This window comes from Kitasatospora sp. NPDC059571, from assembly GCF_042735675.1.
In the GTDB taxonomy this organism is placed as follows: Bacteria; Actinomycetota; Actinomycetes; order Streptomycetales; family Streptomycetaceae; genus Kitasatospora.
This window is the reverse complement of the sequence record NZ_JBHWBW010000030.1, coordinates 1-17,791: the sequence shown is the minus strand read 5'-3', so window position 1 is coordinate 17,791 and position 17,791 is coordinate 1. Positions and strand designations below refer to the sequence as shown.

Sequence of the window (17,791 nt, the reverse complement as noted above, 5' to 3'; positions counted from 1 at the left end):
TGGTGCCGGATCACCTCGGCGATGATGAAGTTCATGAGCTTACTGCGCCGCCGAGCATGGCGCCGCCCACCTGCGCCGATGGCGCTATCTATGCACGTCAAATGCGCTAGCGCCGGTCGACGCCGCACGCTCAGTGCGTTTGACTGCACTTTGGCTGACGTTTGGCTGAAGACTGAGTTTCCAAGATCATCCCCGAATTCTCTCCCAAATGATCACGCAAGTTTGCAGGTCAGAAACGCGATCGCGCCCCCGCCCGCACGGGGGGGGGCGCGTCGTCGTCGCCAGGGAACGGGGGGTCATGACCTGCCCTGGCGCGCCAATGGGCGGCAGCCACATCACTGGCCGCCGGATACGGCACGGGGGGGGGCGCAAGGGTGCTCGACATCGCTGGGCCACGCCGCAGGGCTTGATCGCCAGCTATCAGCTGTTCGAGGGGCCCGGCACCCCTGACGGGCGCGGTGGGAGGCGAACCTCGAGTGACCGACCCACGCCGCGCGGGAGACGAGTCAGCCGGGTATGCCTGCCGCGGGAATGGCGGTGCGGGAACCCAACCCGGAAAGGGTCAGACCGTCATGAGACATCAGAGACCCCCGTCGCATTGACATCAGCGCCACCGTAGCGCCGCACGCCTGGCGCGCGCGATGCGCGCCGGGGGCCCAAGATCAGGATGGGCCCCCCGAATGGCCTACCTGCGGGCGGGCGCCGTTTTCGCGGACACACCACGCCTCCGCGCCTGCCCGTCGCCCCCACCAGTGCGAGTCCCGCAGACCCGGCTGCTCGACGCGCTTCCCCAACCGGCCGTCCCACACGCCCCACCCAAGGCCAGGCCGGAGCTCGTAGGGCGCGCACCGCCCGCCGGCGGTCACCGGGCCGACTCCTGCTGGGGCTTGCACGCGCAGCCCTCGGCGACGCACCGGCAGCGCATGTCGGGCATGGGCACCTGGCACTCGGTGCGCAGGCCGCCCGGGCACGCGTGGTGCGCGCCGAGCTGGCACTCCGCCGTGACGTACCGGCCGCCCATCTGCAGGTCGAGACGGACGACCGTGCCGGTCGTCTCGCGGTGCGGCGGCCAGATGCTTTTGTCGATACGCCGCTCGTCCCAGCGCGTCACATTCCGGGCCGCGCTCACGCCTCCTCCCGGTGCCGGTCGCAGGCCACGACGGGCCAGCCGAGCGGGGCGCCGGGCTCGGCGGGGGCGGTGTAGACGTGGCCTGCCGGGGCGAGCGGGCCTGCGCACCCATACGGGCCGCGGTGGCAGGCGCGGGCGTGCAGCTGGTCGTCGGTCAGCGATGCGGCGGAGACAGCGTCAGAGAGATCGGCCATGCCCAGCAAGGTAGGGCGACGATTCGCCTGCGACCTGCGATGTTTCTCGCTGTTTCTCGCGCAGGCCTCGGCGCTTCGCGATGCTTCTCAGGTCGGGCCGAGCGCTCGCCGCGCCGAGGCGAGCAGCCGGTGGACGTCGTTGCCCTGCACGGCGGCCTGCGCGTACGACTCCCATGCCCGGGCATACAGGGCGACGTCGGTCGCGGCGTCGAGCCACAGCGCGGCGTTGATGGTCTCGACGGTCACGTACGCCTCGTCGTGGATCCAGAAGCCGTGGCGGACCGTCAGGGGCATCTCGGCAGTGAACGGGATAACGGCGAGCGTCACCGTGTCGAGCCCGACCAGGCCGGCCAGCCGGTCCAGCTGGGAGGCGAGGACGCTCCGCGGGCACACCAGGGCGCGCAACGCTCCTTCCCAGAGGACGAAGTGGAAGCGGCGGCCGGGCTCGTACAGCAGCTCCTGGCGGCGCATCCGCTCCCGGACCGCGTCGTCGGTGTCGCGCGGGGACTGGTGCAGCGCGGCGCCTGAGGCCAGGACGTGCCGGGCGTAGTCGGGGGTCTGCAGAATGCCGGGGATGGCGGTCGGCTCGTACGCCCGGACCAGCGATGCCGAGCGTTCCTCTGCGCCGGCCTCCCGCTGGGCCCGCTGGTGGCCCGAGGCCAGGCGCCGCTTCCATGACTGGTACTGCGTCTCCAGGCCGCGCAGGTCGGCCCGCAGGGACGGCGCGAGGGCCGGATGGCCGGTGGCTTCGGCCCATGCCGTCAGGTCGGCCTCGGTGGCCGTCTGGCGGCCGTTCTCGAGTTTGGAGATCTTCGACGGTGGCCAGCCGAGGCCCGCCGCGAGCTGGCGGCCCGTGAGGCCCGCGTCGTCCCGCAACTGGTGCAGCCGGACGCCGAGAGCCTCACGGGCCCGCTGGAAGTCGGTGCTCACGCCAGCGACGGTACCGCGGGCTTGAACTCCTCACGCGTCACCGCGTAGTGCCAGGCGGCATCCCGGACTTGGCAGGCCGCGAGGACCGCCGCAGGATCGTCGACCAGCTCGGCACCGAGGTAGTTGTCGTCCTGGTCGAAGTGCATCTCGAGGAGGACCTTGGCGTCGAACAGCCAGAAGTCCCGCTCGGGCAGACCGAGCCGCTGGGCCGTCGCACGGGAAAGATGCCGAATGTCCTCGCCCGCCTGGACGTTCGCCCATCCGACATGGAGCAGGTAGGCCTGCCCGTCGGTGATCGGGTCGTCGGCGATCCGGACGCGTTCGACGCGCTTGCCGGCGGCCACCTGGGCGGCGATGTTGCGGCACCAGGGCCGGCCGGGGTCGGTCTGCGGGTCCTCGCCGCGCGCCCACCGCTGGAATCCTGCGCCGGCGCGGTCGGAGGCGTATCCGCGGCGGCTCTCCAAGCGCCAGGCGGTGTGGGCGAAGCCGTCGCCGAAGAGGTGGTCGAACTGCTCGTCGGTGATGAAGTCGGGCACGTGTGTCACGCCTTCGGTGCGAAGCGGGTCAGCAGGTCTCGGGGGACGACGACGAAGGTCTCGCCGGGCAGGACGTCGCGCAGCTGCTCGAGGGCCTCGGGGTCCTCGAGGCGGTAGCCCTGGACGACGATGTCGCCGGTCTCGGTCTCGTACAGGGTGGGGCACTTGCCGTCTTCGCTGGTGGTGCCGAGGAACTTGAGCTTCACAGTCCTCTTCCCTCTCTGCTGGGTGAGCCACCAGCATGGCCCGCCGTACTCGGCCACGCGGGGGATACGACGAAACCGCCCCTTGCCCTCCACGGCGGAGAGCAAGGGGCGGTGTGGTGGGGGTCGGTGACTGTGCGGCTCAGCGGCCCAGCACCTGTGCGAGCGGGGCGCCGCCACCCGCGCCGAGCAGGGGGGCGGCGCCCATCGCCATGAAGACCTTCGCCTCGAGGCTGCGGATCCGGGACTCGTGGTCGGTCTGGGTGTCCCGGTAGTCGCGCTGATCCGCGAGGATCGCGTCGATCTTTGACTCCATCCGGATCTGGCCGTCGGCGATGCGCCTTACCTCCGCGTGGGTCTGGGCCGGGCTGATGTAGACGCCCGGGTCGGGCGCGGGCGTGCTCACTGGCGGCTCACCGGGTCGGCGGCCGTCGGCAGGGCGGCGGCGGTGTCCGGGCGGCCGATGAACGACGCGAGGGCGCCCTTGGCGGCGGCGAGTGCCGGGAGCAGGATCAGGGCCCACCACGGGGGCAGGTTGCCGGCCTCGGTGATGAGGACGGACAGGCCGGCCTCGGCGGCGGTCGCACCGACGCGCTCGGCCAGGTCGATGACGTACTTGCTGGGCATGCCGGTCTCCGATCAGGTAGTGGGGGCGGCGGGCGGCTGGGTGGTGACGGTGAACTTGACCTTGGCCAGGGCAGCCTCCACGGCCTGCTGGACGTCGGCGAGCAGCTGGGTCGGGTCGAGCCCGTGGCCGACAGCGACCGCGGCGGCGAGCTGGGTGATCGCGGCGGTCTGCGCGGCGTCCCGCTGGGCGGCGGCGGCCATGTCGTTCTTGAGGCCCCAGATCTCGGCGTTGAGCTGGCCGAACCAGGCCTCGGCGCGGGCGCTGTCCATGTAGTCCTCCTCGGGTGTTTGGCCGGGCATCCACTGCCCGTAGTCGCTGTTCATGGCGGTGTTCTGGTCGCAGGTGACGCCGCCGATGGTGATCGTTCCGGCCTGGCGGATGTGGGCGTGCGGGTCCCAGTCGCCGCCGGACCAGGCCTCGGCCTGCCAGAACCAGCTCACGAGGCCGGAGGCGGCGGCGCCCTGGATGATCCGCAGGCCGCCATATGCGCCGACCTCCGCGAGCGGCAGGACGTCGCGCACGCCCTGGAAGTACGGCGCGACCTGGTCCCAGGTTGTGTCGGTGTCGACGGCGAAGTAGATCGGCCTGCCGTCCGGCTTGCCGCAGGCCTGGGCCTGGGCGAGCGCCTCGCGGGCGTCGGCGGCGCCGGCGGCCCGGCCGGCGAGCGCCGGGGCCTCGGTGGTCTCCCAGATGGCACCGCACCAGATGCCGACCGCGGCGAGCGCATCCGCCTCGCCGCGGTGCAGGTCCTTGGAGTCGTCATGCGAGAGGTAGCGCATCGCGAAGCCCACGCCCGCGGCCTGCAGCGCAGCCGGCGACGGGTGGGCCCACGGGTAGTCGACGCCGAGAGTCACAGGCCCCTCGCCTTCGTCCAGGCGGCCTGGGCCGCGGCGAGCGCCAGGTCGGCCGCGTCCGGCCGACCTGGCGTCGGGGACGGCGGTGCCGGGGTCGGGTGGGGGAACGGGTTCGGGCTGCTGGTGAGAGCCGCCAGATCCTCGCCGAGGCCGTAGAGGTCCAGCCCCGACGGGGAGTGCCCGGCCGCGTCGAGCCAGTCCTGCGTGATGACGATCCAGCCCTCCTCGACGTAGCGCCGCCAGAACTCCGGGGTCATCGACTGGACCCGGGCCCAGGTCACGCCGTCGATCGTGCCGCCCTGCCGGTACCGGCCCACGGGCACGCAGTGGCCGCCGAGGATGCGGGAGCCGCGCACGTAGTCCCACGGCTGGCCGGCGTTGAACTGGTCCTCTGCGGACTCCGGCAGGTTGATCCCGAGCTTGATCGCCCCGAACAGGGCGATCGCCTGCTCCACCTCGGCCGGGTTGGAGACGTCGACCTTGGCGTACGCCAGGATCTTGTGGCCGCCGACGCCGGTCTTCCGCCAGTAGGCGAGGACGTCCTCGAGGACACAGCCGGTGTCCGTGGACGGCTGGCCGGGCCGGTAGCCGCTGACGGCCTCGTAGCCGTGGAGGACGTCCGCGTCGGTGACCTCGACGGAGGTGGCCTGGGCGTAGGCGGTGAGGGCCTGGATGATGTGCCCGGCGGAGGCGAACGTGCAGTCCCCGACGACGTCGTTGCCGTACATCGGCCAGGTGGCGACGCGGCCGAGCCAGTCCGCGGACGGCGGCGGTGCAGGGATCGGGGCGCCGGTCAGGTAGTCGCCGAGGCGCAGGTGCGGGCGGGCCGGCTGGGCAGGGAGCCGACCGCCGCGGAAGGTGATCGTCATGGGACCTCCAGGTCAGTTGCAGGTGAAGGGGGCGAGCGCGGGCTGCCAGAGGCCGCCGTCGCCGGTGGCGCCGACCGCGGGCCGATAGGTGAGCGGCTCCAGGCGAACAGAGGCCCCGGTCTCGTTCGGGGTGCCCTTCCACAGGTCGATCAGCTGGTAGGGCTGGCCGTCCAGAACGGTTACGGTGCGGGGCTGCCCGCCGCAGCTGCTGGGGCTGATGTCTCGCCGGCCGTAGACCACGGGGCCGGCCGCCGCGGCGTTCGCCGGTGCGGTCCACGGGCCGTACGGGCTGGCTGCGGTGGCGTAGCCGGTCGGTGTGCCCGCGCAGTAGCCGCAGGACGGATCCGAGTACGTCATGACCCAGGTGCCGGACGCGGCGTCTTGCCACATGCCGGGGGCCTCGATCGTCGCCAGGCCGGCGAGGTTGCGGCTGCCAGTGCCGGTGCCGTTGACGCCGTTCCCGGCGAGCTGCTCGACGCTGAGGCTCGCGGTGCCGGGCATGGAGCAGACGATCGCCGGGGCCTGCCCGGGGATGGTGATCAGGGAGAAGTCGCCGTTGGCGGCGCAGACCCACAACGCAGGCTTGGTGTAGGAGCCGTGGACGCCGGCGTTCGGCCCGCACGGGCCGGCCGGGCCCGCGCAGCCCATCGCGTTGTAGGCGTTGGCGTGCGACCGCGAGTAGTCCGCCGGGCTGTTGAACCAGAGGATCCACACGCCGTCGTCGTAGCCCCAGCCCGTCCGCTGGATCATCCTGGCGTTGAAGCAGCCCTCACCGGTCGACCCGCACTCGGACGCCCACGAGGTGCCGGTCCACGGGTCGATGTCCTGCGGGGAGAAGAGGAGCGTCGGCGACGACCAGGGCCCGGTCAGCGAGGTCGCGGTGGACACTCCGAAGCCGCACCACGGCGAGGCGGTCCGCCACGTGAACCCGCAGCCATACGCGGTGCCGTACAGGTAGTACGTGTCGCCGTCCTTGACGATGGTCCCGTCGTGGAGGTCGACGCCGGTGATCGTGACCGGGGTGGGGACCGGCCCGGCGGCCGCGGCTGCCGGCGCTGCAGGGGCGGAGAGTAGGACGAGGAACGCGGCCAGGGCGGCGAGGGTGGCCGCGAGGGCGCGGCGGAGGATTGACACGGGGTCTCCAGGGCATGGGTGCGGCCCCGGGGCCGGGCGGCGGCCGGGGCTGGCGGGTGAGGGGCGGTCAGGTCTGTTGGCCGCGGGCGTGGTGGACGCCGATGGACACGGGGCCGGCTCCGGAGGTGAGCTGGGCCTCGATCTCGACGGTCAGGTCCGAGCCGATGGCGACGCCGTGCGCGAGCGGGCCGATCGTCCACTGGCTGCTGGTGGTGGTGACCGCGACCGGCGACCCGAGCACGGTCCCGTTGACCTTCACGCGGACGTTGCCGCCGCTGGACGCCGCGGCAACCGCCCAGCCCGATACAGCGAGCTTCGGGTTGCGGGCGTCCACCACGCCGCGCCACAGCACCTCGTAGGAGGCGTTCGTCGTCGTGAGCCAGTTGGTCGACTTGGCCGGGTACATGGGGATGTCGCCCCAGGGGCGGGCGAGGCCGCCGGAGACGTCCTCGGCGACCAGGACGTTGCCGCGGGCGTCGCGGATGACGAGGCCCTGCGGGTCGGAGGTGCTGCCGCTGGTCGAGGACACGGAGAGGGCGAGGGTGCCGTCGGCGCGCCGCAGGGCGATGCCGCGCTGGGGGGTGCCGTCGCCGTACGGCTCGATCCCGCCGATGAGCAGCAGGACGGAGCCGTCGGCGTCCATGACGGTGAGGTAGCCGGCGCCGGTGACGGTCAGGCCGCCGGCGCCGATGGATGCGGCCTCCAGGCGGCGGGCGGCCCGGAGTTCGCGAATGTCCTGCCGGATGTCCTTGATCGCCTGGAGAATGCCGGTCAGGCCCTGCGGGAGGAGGTCGGCGCGCTGCGGCATTACTCCTCCAGCAGGATCGGTGAGACGCGGTCGGCGCCGGGGTCGAGGTCCCAGCCGTAGGCGCGGGCGACCTTCTCGGTGCCGGCCGGGTGCCGGGGCGAGCTGACGATCTGGATCCGGACGCTGTCGCCCAGGCCCCAGTCGCGTCCGAGGCGGGGCGCGGCTGAGGCTGTGGCGTCGACCGTCCAGGACTTGGTGCCGGTCTGCATCAGGCCGAGCGCGTCGGTGGCGTGGGCGTTGAGCTGAGCCTTGCTCGTGATGCCGGAGCCGGGGCTCCAGCGGTAGGACCAGCGGCAGTAGCCGCCGAGGATGAGCGCGCTCGCGGTCTGCAGGTCCGAGAGCGCGCGGGTGCTGCCCTCGCCCTCGCCGGTGGCCAGGACCTCGGTGGCGCCATGTCCGTCCTCGTACGACTCGGTCAGCGAGTAGTCGGAGATGCACCCGGGCAGGTCGAACACGGCCTCCGGGGTGGCGGACTGGGCGCCGACGGCGGGCTTGATCCGCACCGCGAGCTGGACGGCCGTCTGGGCGGCGTCCGCCCAGACCGTGTCGATCGTCATCTCGGGGGCGCCGGCCATACCGGCCAGGGTCTGCAACTGGGACAGGATCGTCTTGTCGTCGCCGTCGGCGGTCGAGTAGTCCGCGGTCGTGCCGCAGACGGTCGTGTCGAGGACGAGCGGCGGCCCGTCCGTCGCGGCGGGGGCGACGAGCGCGGCCATGATGGTGCTCAGGTCGGCGCCGGCCGCCGTGTAGGCGCCGGGGTACCGGCGGCCGAGGTAGCACTCCGGGGTCGCCGCAGCGAGCTGGAGCAGGTCGGAGGCGCCACCCTTGCGGGTGAGGGTGATGCCGGACCAGACGATCAGCCCGGTGGCCTTGTCGACGGCGACGGCCAGGGTGCGGCCCGGGTCGGTCGCGGCCTCCCACTCGGGCGGCGCCCCGGACAACGCGAGGTTGAAACCGGTGGAAGTGATGCCGCCGAGGCGCCGGCCGACGACCTGAGTGGGCGCCAGGTCCAGTTCCTCGGCGACCCGGCCGCTCTTGAGGTCGCAGGCGAGCCACGCGAGCTCGACAGCGGCCATCAGGCGTACCTCGTCAGCCGCAGCCACGACCCGGCGCGCAGGATGGTCGAGGTGGCGTTGGAGGTGCCCTGGGCCATGCGGAGCTGCAGAATGCCGGCGGTCAGGGTGGCGGTGGTGATCCACCCGACCGGGCGCGCGGTCACGTTGGTCGAGGCGCCGTAGGTGCCGAGCAGGCGGATCGTGGTGTGGTCCGTTTCGACGGCGTCGAGCTGGTTGATGCCGTTGCTGGGCATGCCGTGCCGGGCCCACTTCATCGTGGCGCCGGACGGGATCGTCCAGTCCAGGCGCAGGTCACCGGGGCCGGGGCTGGTCGGAATCTCGCCGGTGTAGCTGAGGTAGGCCTCGATCAGGTAGGTGGCGTTCGCGGCGACGGCGAGGCTCATGCCCGTCACGTTGGTCAGTGTGGTGGTGCTGGTGGCGGGCTGGTCGGATGCCATTCGGGCCTCGGTGAGCTGCCCGATCACGGACGCGCCCGAGCTGGCCAGGATCTTCTGCTTCGTGGTGCCGTCGGCCTTGAAGTACCAGAACACGTCGGTGTCGCTGTCGTAGAACACGGTGCCGGGGCCGCCACTGGACGGCTCGGCATTCGACGTCGTCGGCAGGATGCCACCGGGCGCGACGGTGTAGGGCCGGATTGCCTGGCTGACGGTCGGTGAGCCGCCGCCGGACACGGGCACGTTGATGGTCGCCAGCGGGATGTAGATCTCGGTGGCGCCCGGGGTCGGGGCGACCGGCGACGCGGAAGCGGTTCCCTGGAGGTACACGGCGTCGGCTTTGCGCAGGCCGGACGAGTCGACGGCGGTGTCCCAGACGCGCAGGTACACCAGGTCAATGCGGCTGAAAGTGGCGTTCGCCGCCGCGACGCTGCCGGGCGACGTCGCGGCCAAGTACGCACGGTACACGCCCTGCCCGGACCGGTAGAGCGCCGCGACGCCGGTGGAGACGTTGATCACCGAACCGGCGAGAGTGACGGCGAGGCCCGGGTCGCCCGGCCGGACGCCGGCGCGGGATCCCAGTGCAGTGCCGTCCGGCATGACCAGCATGCTGTCCACCTTGCGGAGCTCGGTCTCGTCGTAGGACAGGCTCGGGAGCCAGAACGGATCAGTGGGCACAGGGGCCTCCTCTCACAGCCACGCGGAGCGGCAGGTGCCGGCGAGCTGAGCGGCGGGGTCGTAGGAACTGGCGAACCAGCTGAAAGACAACTGCGATCCGGCGGCGATCTCCGGCCAGGAGCCGGACAGGTAGCGGCGCCTGGACGTCGACCCGTTGAGGGTGACGGTGTGCGCGGCGCAGTCGATGACCAGGACGTCGCCGGCCTGGAGGGTGTCGGAGTAGGCCAGCGCGGTGACTGTGCCGTCCGGGGCCTGCGCCAGGATCGTCGGCGTGGTCACCGGGCCGGTGATGGTCAGGACCGGCCGGGTCGCCGTCGTGCCGGCGTTGACGAGGACGAAACTGCCGCTGGAGGTCGTCGCGGTGATCGTCAACGGCAGGGTGAGCGGCAGGGTGATGCCGCCGGTGGTCGACGGCAGCGGCGAGCTCTGGGCCTGTGCGGTGACGTCGTACTTGCGCGGGTCCGCGGCGGTCAGCAGCACGCTGTAGGAGGCGAGCCGGTCGGTGGCCCGGTCGATCAGGATCCGGCCCGAGCGCCGCACGGTGACCTGTTTGGGGACGGTCTCGTAGACGGTCAGCAGGGTGTCGTCGAGCGACGCGGCGACCTGGAGGCTGTCGAGGCAGGCCTCCAGGGTCGCCTGGTCGGGGGCGGCGATCGTCCCGGCCGCGGTGAGCACCCGCGCCTGCAGGTACGCCCTCCCGGCCCAGGCGCCGTGATCGGACTGCCGGTCGGTGTACTGGGTACGCACGTCGGCGCTGTCCCAACCGTCCAGCTTGGACAGGCCCCAGGCCGTCCCGGTTCCGTCCACCGCGCCGAGGCGGACGGAGCCGAGAACGGCCTGGATCCCGCCTAGACCGGCGCCGGGGGTGTATCCGGCCACGCGGGCCTCCTCTCAGCTCACGAAGTCGAGGTGCCGGGCGAGGTCCGCGAGCTGCTCGGCGGACGTCTGCCGGGCGCCGTTGAGCGTGACGTTGACGCTGCGGGAGTGGTCGTAGCTCGCCGTCCCGCCGCCTCCGCCGGTGAGCTGGCCGACGGGGACGAGCCGGTAGCCGAACCGGTTGGCGACGTCGCCGAGGATCGCCGTGGAGCGGCCGCGCTTGCCGGCGGCCAGGGGGATGTACGCCTCGCCGCCGGTTTCCGGCTCGGCCCACAGCCGCATGGCTCCCGCGGGGGCGATCTGTGCGATGTGCCGCTCGGCCCCGGAGGCGAAGGCCCGGATGCCGCCCTGGGCGTAGTGCAGGACGCCGCCGTCGGCCTCGGCGAGCCGGGCCTGACCCTTTCCGCCGACGAAGATCGTTTCGCCGGTGACGGTGACCCGCACGGTGCGGCCCGTGATCCCGTTGATCATGTCCTGGATCTTCGTCGCGCCGTCGAACGCGTCGTTGGTCGGGACGGTGACCCTGACCTTGCCGTTCGGGAGGTGGTCGACCTTGTAGCCGATCGCCTCCAGGTCGCCGATGGCCTGCTCGTTCGGTGCCGTGACGTCGATCGTCTTGCCCGGCGGGACGTCCTGCACGGCCTTCTTGACGTTCTTCAGGTCCTCGATCGTCTTGAGGGCCTGCGGGTCAGTGACCTTGGTGGTCACGGTCTCGGGGACCTGCGCGTATGCGGCGGTCAGGGCTGTGATCTGGTCGCTGGTGAAGCCGGCCTGATGCATCGTCTCCTTGAGCATGTCGATGTCCTTGGCCAGGACGATGTTCGCCTCGTCCGTTGAGCCGGTCTGCTTGGACACGGCCTCGGCGTGCTTCATCGCGGCCTCGGCCGCGTCGAGGAACGCGGACTTGACCGCGCGGCCCTTCTCCGAGTTGATGTCCAGGCTGGTGCCGTTCTCCTTCACCGCCTTCTTGAGGTCGGCAAGGGAGGTCTGCAGCGAGATGGCGGCCTTGGCGGAGTCGATGTTCTTCCCGTTGAGGCCGTCCAGGGCGTCCGACAGCTTCTCGGTCTCGGATCGGGTGTCCTTCATGTCGTCCCCGGTCGACGAGACGGCCTTCCCGAGGGCGTTGGTGCTGCCCGCGGCGGTACCGACCGCCTCGGATTCCCGGATGGCTGCGCCGACCGCGTCGTTGACCTGGCCGGTCATGTCGTTGAAGGAGCCCTTGACCAGGTCGAGCGACTTCTGCCAGTCCTTGTTCGCGCCGATGCCGGACAGGGCGACGTGCCCGGCATCATTTCCCGCGGCCGTCAGCGGTGCGAGGGAGGCGGTGAACCGCGCGGCGGCATCGCTGTTCCCCAGAATGGCTTCGGTGAGGTCGGAGGTGTTGAGCTGGAGGTCCTTGGCAGCCTTGAGGACGCCCTTGGTCTCCAGCTCGTGCGCGACCCAGGCCCGCGTGTTCGCGCCGATCGCGTTACCGTCGGCCTTAACCGCGGCAGTCAGGTCCTCCGTGGTCTTCTTGGCGTCCTTCTGGGCGCCGCCGAACACTCCGAGCGCGACGGTCGCCAGGGTCAGGGCGATACCCAGCGGGCCGAGAGCCTTCATCGTGAGGGATGCGGCAGAGGCGAGCCGCGGCATTGTCGTCGAGAGGGCGGTGATGCTCGCCTGGAACGCGGCGATCCGCGGCAGCATCAGCATGAACGAGCCGGCCGCGACTGCCACGGCCCCGCCGACCGCGGCGATGGCCACGGCCGTTCCCTGGGCCCAGGCCGGCAGCGCGGCGTATGCGGTGACGACCTCGTTGACGATCTTCACCATATCCCGCAGGACCTTGTTGGCCTCGGTGCCGGACTGGATCAGCGCGACCTCCAGGCTGCCCTTGAGGTACTGCAGGTCGCCAGCGAGATTGTCCATCTGGACGGCTGCCATGCGGGCGGCCGCGCCGTTGTCGTCGACTGCCTTGCGGTACTCGTCGATGCCGAGGGTGCCCTGCTCGTAGAGGATGTTCGCGGCGCGGACGGCGTCGGAGCCGAAGATGACGCCCATCGCGGCGTTGCGGGCCTCCGGGGTGAGCTGGGAGAAGCTGCGCTGCATGTTGCCGGCCAGCGCTGAGAGGCCGACGAACTGGCCGGACGTGTCGTAGGCGGAGAAGCCGAGCTTGGCCATCAGGTTCGCGGCCTCCGTCGACTGCGGGGTGAGCCGCTGCAGCATCGTCTTGAGGGAGGTGCCGGCGTCGCTGCCGACGAGGGCATGGTCGGCGAACACGCTGAGGACGGCGGCGGTGTCCTCGAGGGACAGGCCAGTCTGGTGCGCGAGGAGGCCGCCCGAACGCAGGGACTCACCCAGGCCGTGCACGTCGCTGGCGCTCTTGTTCGCGGCGGCGGCCAGGACGTCGGCGATGTGTCCCACGTCCTTTCCGTGGAGGCCGAAGACGTTCATGGCCTGCGCGGCGATCGTCGCGCTCTCGCCCAGCGACAGCTGGCCGGCGGCGGCGAGCGACAGGGCGCCGGACAGGGCGCCGCCGACGATGTCCGCCACGGAGACGCCGGCGCGGGCGAGCTCACCCTCCGCGTCCGCGGCCTGGGAGGCGGTGTAGGCGGTGTCCCGGCCGGCGGCGAGCGCCGCTTCCCGGAGCTGGCCCATCTCCTCCGCGGTGGCACCGGCGACCGCGTATACCCCGGACATGGCCTTCTCGAAGCGTGCCGCCGTGACGCTGGCCGCGGCGAACATGCCGAGCATGAGCAGGCCGGCCGTGCGCAGGCCGGTGAAGGCCTTCTCGCCCTGCTCGGCCGCGGTGGTGAGGGTGCGGAAGCCGGTGGCGGCCGAGGTGCGCATGGATGTGCCCCAGGCCGTGACCGCTGCGGCGGCGCGGGCGAACGCGCCGACCTGGACGGTCGCACTGGCCTGCGCGGACGCGGCGATCGCGGCCTGCGAGGCGATGACGCCCTGCCCGGCGGCGAGCCGGACGGCGAGCGAGGCGGTGATGCCCTGCGCGGAGGCAACGCTCGCCTCGGTCATCCGGGTGTCGGCGACCACGACCGCGTTGGCGGCCGACGTCGCCGAGGCGGCCATGCCCTGCATTGCCCGCTCGGTCAGCGTCGCGGCGGAGGCGAACGCGCCGGGGATGCCCTCGGCCGCCTCCGCGAGCCGGACCGCGCCGGCGGCCGTGGCCCGCATGGACTCCTGCGTGGTGCGGCCCGAGGCCTGCGCGACGGCCGCGGTGCGCTCCATCGCGCGCTGGCTGCCGGTGGCGGCGGCCTGGAAGGCGCTCTGCTGCTGGGCGCCGGCATCGGCCGCCGCCTGGGCGATGCGGCGGTAGGACTGCTCCGACTGTGTTGCGGCCCGCTGGGTGCCGGAGTTGTCGAGGTTGAGCCGGACGTTGACCGTGCGGTCGGTCATGAGCGATCCCCCTTCCGGCGGTGGACATGCACGTTGGCGCCGTGCGGGTCGCCGCCGCCCTTCTCGAAGGCCTGCGCGGTGCGGGCCGCGGTGGCGCAGGCGTGGCAGCGGATCACCTCGGCTGCCCAGCCGAACTCCTGCTCGGGGTCGGTGGACTCATCGAGCGGGTGGCCGCACCCGCGGCACACCTCGGCCTCGACCAGGAGGAGGGCGAGCGCCCAGGACCGGTCGTCCTCGGTCCACAGCGGCTCGCCCGGCCCGGGCAGGGGCCTGCCGAGGAACACCGACCGCGGCACGCCCCAGGCCCGCGCTGCCTCTACTTCTCGCCGGTGTGGGAGGCGGCGGTCGCGGAGGCGAGCAGCGAGAAAGGGATGGTGCGGGCCGCCTGCGTGTTGAGCCGCCACACGGCGTCGGCCAGGGCCTCCTGCTGCCCGTACGTCAGGCGCTCGGCCAGGCGCCCGTACTGTTCCAGCGTCATCGCCGGCTCGACGGTGCATGCGGCGATGGCCGCCGGGCCGAGCGTGTCCGGGTCGTACAGCTGGCCCTCGGCGCCGGGGTGGGCGGCGACGAGGTCGGACCACGCCTTCGGTGGCATCGCCCGCAGGCGGAAGGTGACGAGGTGCGTGCGCATCTCGTCCCGGATCTCCTGCATGCGCTGGGCGATCGGCACGCGGGGGCCACCCGCGAGCGAGTCGCCGACCATGGCGGAGGCGTCGGCGAGCTTGCGTTCCAGGGACTCGTACTCGCCCTGGAGGTGGCCGGCGAGGCACAGCTCCACGGTGTCCTCGCGCAGGGTCGCGCCGCCGATGATCGCCTCGATGTCCGTCGGCCCGGGGGTGGGGGTCTTGGGCATCAGGCCACCGTCGCGTTCGTCGCCGGGGAGGTGGTGACCTTCAGCGGAGCCATCCACTTCATGACCTCGTTCGCGGCCGGCGCCTTGTTCGCGCGCTCCCCGCATACGACCGGGTACACCTCGACCTGCTGGCCCGTGGCAAAACCGGTGGCGTAGGCGACCCCGCGGCGGACGACGAGAAAGCCGTGCACGCCGTAGGTGAGGGTGGAGTACGGCAGGTCCTCGGGCGCGGTGTCGCCGCGCTTGATGGTCAGCTCGCCGTCGAACTTGACCCTGCCGACCTCGTACGTGTCGGCGGTCGATGCCAGCGAGGACGTGTCGACGTCCGCCGTGGTCGGGTCCATCTTGAGGCCGTCGGGAGTGAGCCGGGGGGTGAGGTCGAGGGCGCCACCGGTCGTGAGCTCGGAGACGGTCGGGGCATTGATGTTGGCGATCGAGGGGACCCAGGCCACCCTCGTCTTGCCGTCGCTGATCAGGTCGGACATGGGGCCCTCCAGGGCATGCAAAAGGCCCCGGAGTCCGGGGCCAGCGGGCGGGTGCGGGGTGGGGATGGATCAGATGCGGATCGCGGCGACGGTCACCGACGTGACCGCGGAGTAGCTGACCGCGCACAGGCCGTCGGAGGTGCCAGCGAGGAGGTCGGCGGTCAGCGGGCCGATCATCCGCTCGCCGGACGCCGGGACGGAGATTGTCGGGCTGGTGGCGACCTGGCCGCGGGTCGTGGCGGTCGCGGCCAGGGTGACCGTAATGGGGCTGCCGCCACCGTTCTTGACGTGCAGGAAGGTGCGGTCGCCGGACATGGTGACCTTGTCGCCGCCGCCGGATGCGGCCGCGTAGGAGGGGGCCAGGCCGGCGAGGGCGATGACCTGGGTGGTGAGCGTGGCCATGGTGGCCTCCTTGTCAGTCGGGCAGGGAGCGGAGCCGGTACTGGACCGGCAGGTACCAGAGGGGCGGGGCGAGGTCGTCGTCGCGCTGCAGCGGCGGGCCGCCGAGCCGTTCGGGCCGCCAGCAGGCCCGGCCGGCGACCGTCAGCGGCGGGGACAGGGCGGCCGCCGCGCGGTCCGCGGTGCCGACGGCGCCCTGCGGGGTGGAGCCGACGCAGGTCAGCTGCACCGTGGTGTCGAGGACGGTGCGGTCGTCGGCGAGCGAGGCACTCTCGAGGGTGCCCGGGCTCGGATACAGGACCACGTAGGTGGCGGGTGGTGCGGCGGGGCCGGGTGGGGCGCCGCCCTGGTAGACGGTCAGGCCGGCCGCCGTCAGGACGTCCTCGACGGCCTGGACGTGCGGCAGGACAGCAGGGGTCGTCACAGGAGGTCCCTCCCGAGCTGGTCGACCGCGGCGATGAACCGCGGCTCTTCGGCGAGCAAGGCGCGGCCGCCGTCGTTGTGGGGCGGGTTGTGGACCGACCCGTACTCGAGGAGGTTGCCGAGCGCGCCCTGCGGGCCGGCCTTGTCCGGACCGATGAGCGCGCTGCTGCCGGCGCCGGGCACCGTGGTGAGGTCGTAGCCGATGGACAGCGGGTAGAGGCGGGCGTGCCGCCCGGCCGTGGACCGCGCGTTCGCCCTCCAGTCGTTCTTGATGTTGAGCGCGCCCCGGGAGACGACCTGGCGGCAGCGGGAGTCGATCTCGGCGGCGGCCCGCGCGAGGTCGGCGGCGAGCGCCTCCAGGCCGCTGATGTCCGCGGTCACGACCGGTCCTCAACGGCGAGGCGCCACGCGGTGGCGGTCGAGGACTCGCCGACGCTGGTCACCCACAGGACGAGGCCGGTCAGGCGGGAATCGGGCGAGGCGGTCACCTGGACCTGGTCGCCAGCGACGACCCGGTCGGCGGCGAGCGGCATGGCCGACCACGGCAAGGCGACCTCGTAGCGCCGCAGGACGACCGCGCGTTCGCCGAACTCCGCACCCATGGTGTGGGCCACCATCGGCTTGACGCGGGCCGGGCCCGAGTAGAGGACACGCGGGTCGGCCTGTTCGGTGGCGCCGGTGGCCGCGTCGTAGACCGGGGCGCCGGGCCGCTGGAGACGGACGGTGTCGGTCATCAGCTGCTCGTGCGCGGCCCGGCCGTCACGCAGGAGCGCGGTCGGGTCGATGCTCACGGCATCGGCCTGACGCTGATGGCGGTACGGCGGTAGGGCCGCAGAGCGGCCTTGTGGTCGCGGGTGAGCTGGGCGCCGCCGATGGTCTCGGAGGCGAAGGTGCGGGAGTAGTCGTCGATGCTCTCGGAGCGCAGGCCGAGCGGGTTGGTGAGGTTCATCGCTGCGAGGTCGAGGACGACGTCGGTGATGTCGTCGGGGATGGTCTGGTAGCCGTGGCTCCAGGTGACGCGCACCCGGGTCGTCCAGACGCCCAGCGTTCGGTTGAATGGCCAGCCCATGAGGCGGGTGCGGGACCCGTACCAGGGGTAGCCGCGGGTGAGCTCGCTGCCGATCCGGGTGAAGTCCCGGCTCTCGATGGCCTGGTACTCGATGCCCGTGAAGTCGGCGAGCTCGATGACGGTGAGTGGGTTGGCGCCGTCCACGACGAGGGGCCGCTGGGGCAGCTGGAGGGTCTGGGTGCCGCCCTCCAGCTCGGCGGTCTCCTGCGCGACGAAGGAGAGGACCTGGTTGGTGTAGCGGCGCACGCGGGAGGAGGCCCGGCGGATGGCGAGGTCCGCCTGGGCCGGGTCGAGGGGGCGCTGGAGCGCGGTGGCGAGGTCCTCCGCGGTGGCGAGCGGGGGCAGCGTCATCCGCTGTCACCTCCTCAGCTCTCGTCGGCCGGAGCGAGCTTCTCCAGGGCGGTGACCAGCCCGGTGCGGGGCTTCTCGGTGACCTTCTCGGCCGCCAGGGCCTGGGCCGCGCGGTCCTTGTCGTCGCCGACCCAGGCGAGGACGGCGGCGGTCGGCGCGGTGATGTCCAGCTCGCCGTCGCGCGGGTCGCCCTCCGACTCCTGGCCGTCGTCGTCGGTCAGCTCGTCGACCGGGCAGCCGGTGGCCAGGGCGTACTCGGCGAGGTCGCCGTCGAGGACGTCACCGGCCTGGACGGAGTGGAGTTCGTAGTTGTGGTAGCAGGTGAAGGGGGCGCGTGCCTGGGCTCGCATGGGGTCCTCCGGTAGGGGGCGGGGGCGGGGCGGGGGGGGGGGCCCGCCCGGGGGGGGGACGGGGGGGCGGTTTTCCCCCCCCGCCGGTTTAGGGCGGGGGGGCCCGGGAAGGTGTGACG

24 protein-coding genes are annotated in these 17,791 nt (G+C 72.5%); all 24 read right to left on the bottom strand.

Features of this window, described 5'->3' with window-relative positions:
• Positions 1-862: 862 nt before the first annotated feature.
• On the bottom strand, positions 863-1,129 hold the full coding sequence (locus ACFV0G_RS06245) for a hypothetical protein (protein WP_380542430.1): 267 nt from the start codon (positions 1,127-1,129) through the stop codon (positions 863-865).
• Positions 1,126-1,323 (bottom strand): hypothetical protein, encoded by a 198-nt coding sequence (locus tag ACFV0G_RS06240; protein WP_380542428.1) that lies wholly within the window; start codon positions 1,321-1,323, stop codon positions 1,126-1,128. The genes ACFV0G_RS06245 and ACFV0G_RS06240 overlap by 4 nt, the downstream gene beginning before the upstream one ends.
• A gap of 87 nt (positions 1,324-1,410) precedes the next feature.
• Positions 1,411-2,253: a helix-turn-helix domain-containing protein gene (locus tag ACFV0G_RS06235; protein ID WP_380542425.1), complete on the bottom strand. Its 843-nt coding sequence runs from the start codon at positions 2,251-2,253 to the stop codon at positions 1,411-1,413.
• Positions 2,250-2,789, bottom strand: a complete 540-nt coding sequence (locus ACFV0G_RS06230) for a DUF6879 family protein (protein WP_380542422.1) — start codon at positions 2,787-2,789, stop codon at positions 2,250-2,252. The genes ACFV0G_RS06235 and ACFV0G_RS06230 overlap by 4 nt, the downstream gene beginning before the upstream one ends.
• Before the next feature lie 5 nt (positions 2,790-2,794).
• Positions 2,795-2,995 carry a hypothetical protein gene (locus tag ACFV0G_RS06225; RefSeq protein ID WP_380542419.1) on the bottom strand — a complete coding sequence of 67 codons (201 nt, stop codon included), beginning with the start codon at positions 2,993-2,995 and terminating at the stop codon, positions 2,795-2,797.
• 139 nt (positions 2,996-3,134) lie between these two features.
• Entirely contained in the window at positions 3,135-3,398 is a 264-nt protein-coding gene (locus ACFV0G_RS06220) for a hypothetical protein (protein WP_380542416.1), read from the bottom strand.
• Positions 3,395-3,619: a hypothetical protein gene (locus ACFV0G_RS06215; RefSeq protein WP_380542413.1), complete on the bottom strand. Its 225-nt coding sequence runs from the start codon at positions 3,617-3,619 to the stop codon at positions 3,395-3,397. The genes ACFV0G_RS06220 and ACFV0G_RS06215 overlap by 4 nt, the downstream gene beginning before the upstream one ends.
• A 12-nt stretch (positions 3,620-3,631) precedes the next feature.
• Complete coding sequence (locus tag ACFV0G_RS06210; protein WP_380542410.1) at positions 3,632-4,474, bottom strand: glycoside hydrolase domain-containing protein; 843 nt, start codon at positions 4,472-4,474, stop codon at positions 3,632-3,634.
• The gene (locus ACFV0G_RS06205) at positions 4,471-5,343 is read right to left on the bottom strand and encodes a hypothetical protein (RefSeq protein ID WP_380542407.1); all 873 of its coding nucleotides are present in this window, start codon (positions 5,341-5,343) and stop codon (positions 4,471-4,473) included. The genes ACFV0G_RS06210 and ACFV0G_RS06205 overlap by 4 nt, the downstream gene beginning before the upstream one ends.
• Positions 5,344-5,355: 12 nt before the next feature.
• On the bottom strand, positions 5,356-6,477 hold the full coding sequence (locus ACFV0G_RS06200; RefSeq protein ID WP_380542404.1) for a hypothetical protein: 1,122 nt from the start codon (positions 6,475-6,477) through the stop codon (positions 5,356-5,358).
• A gap of 67 nt (positions 6,478-6,544) precedes the next feature.
• Positions 6,545-7,285: a hypothetical protein gene (locus tag ACFV0G_RS06195; RefSeq protein WP_380542401.1), complete on the bottom strand. Its 741-nt coding sequence runs from the start codon at positions 7,283-7,285 to the stop codon at positions 6,545-6,547.
• Positions 7,285-8,361: a hypothetical protein gene (locus ACFV0G_RS06190; RefSeq protein ID WP_380542398.1), complete on the bottom strand. Its 1,077-nt coding sequence runs from the start codon at positions 8,359-8,361 to the stop codon at positions 7,285-7,287. Before ACFV0G_RS06190 ends, ACFV0G_RS06195 begins: the two co-directional genes overlap by 1 nt.
• Positions 8,361-9,473 (bottom strand): hypothetical protein, encoded by a 1,113-nt coding sequence (locus tag ACFV0G_RS06185; protein ID WP_380542395.1) that lies wholly within the window; start codon positions 9,471-9,473, stop codon positions 8,361-8,363. The genes ACFV0G_RS06190 and ACFV0G_RS06185 overlap by 1 nt, the downstream gene beginning before the upstream one ends.
• A 12-nt stretch (positions 9,474-9,485) precedes the next feature.
• Complete coding sequence (locus tag ACFV0G_RS06180; RefSeq protein ID WP_380542392.1) at positions 9,486-10,352, bottom strand: phage distal tail protein; 867 nt, start codon at positions 10,350-10,352, stop codon at positions 9,486-9,488.
• 12 nt (positions 10,353-10,364) lie between these two features.
• Positions 10,365-13,742: a phage tail tape measure protein gene (locus ACFV0G_RS06175; protein ID WP_380542389.1), complete on the bottom strand. Its 3,378-nt coding sequence runs from the start codon at positions 13,740-13,742 to the stop codon at positions 10,365-10,367.
• Positions 13,739-14,038, bottom strand: a complete 300-nt coding sequence (locus ACFV0G_RS06170; RefSeq protein ID WP_380542386.1) for a hypothetical protein — start codon at positions 14,036-14,038, stop codon at positions 13,739-13,741. Before ACFV0G_RS06170 ends, ACFV0G_RS06175 begins: the two co-directional genes overlap by 4 nt.
• 20 nt (positions 14,039-14,058) lie before the next feature.
• Complete coding sequence (locus ACFV0G_RS06165; RefSeq protein ID WP_380542383.1) at positions 14,059-14,595, bottom strand: hypothetical protein; 537 nt, start codon at positions 14,593-14,595, stop codon at positions 14,059-14,061.
• On the bottom strand, positions 14,595-15,080 hold the full coding sequence (locus tag ACFV0G_RS06160; RefSeq protein ID WP_380542380.1) for a hypothetical protein: 486 nt from the start codon (positions 15,078-15,080) through the stop codon (positions 14,595-14,597). Before ACFV0G_RS06160 ends, ACFV0G_RS06165 begins: the two co-directional genes overlap by 1 nt.
• 69 nt (positions 15,081-15,149) lie before the next feature.
• On the bottom strand, positions 15,150-15,482 hold the full coding sequence (locus ACFV0G_RS06155) for a hypothetical protein (protein WP_380542377.1): 333 nt from the start codon (positions 15,480-15,482) through the stop codon (positions 15,150-15,152).
• 13 nt (positions 15,483-15,495) lie between these two features.
• Positions 15,496-15,903 (bottom strand): hypothetical protein, encoded by a 408-nt coding sequence (locus ACFV0G_RS06150; RefSeq protein WP_380542374.1) that lies wholly within the window; start codon positions 15,901-15,903, stop codon positions 15,496-15,498.
• A complete protein-coding gene (locus tag ACFV0G_RS06145; protein WP_380542371.1) occupies positions 15,900-16,283 on the bottom strand; it encodes a hypothetical protein in 384 nt (127 codons plus the stop codon). The genes ACFV0G_RS06150 and ACFV0G_RS06145 overlap by 4 nt, the downstream gene beginning before the upstream one ends.
• Entirely contained in the window at positions 16,280-16,693 is a 414-nt protein-coding gene (locus ACFV0G_RS06140; protein WP_380542368.1) for a DUF6093 family protein, read from the bottom strand. The genes ACFV0G_RS06145 and ACFV0G_RS06140 overlap by 4 nt, the downstream gene beginning before the upstream one ends.
• Positions 16,690-17,322 (bottom strand): hypothetical protein, encoded by a 633-nt coding sequence (locus ACFV0G_RS06135; protein WP_380542365.1) that lies wholly within the window; start codon positions 17,320-17,322, stop codon positions 16,690-16,692. Before ACFV0G_RS06135 ends, ACFV0G_RS06140 begins: the two co-directional genes overlap by 4 nt.
• Before the next feature lie 14 nt (positions 17,323-17,336).
• Positions 17,337-17,672 carry a hypothetical protein gene (locus tag ACFV0G_RS06130; protein ID WP_380542363.1) on the bottom strand — a complete coding sequence of 112 codons (336 nt, stop codon included), beginning with the start codon at positions 17,670-17,672 and terminating at the stop codon, positions 17,337-17,339.
• Positions 17,673-17,791 lie beyond the last annotated feature (119 nt).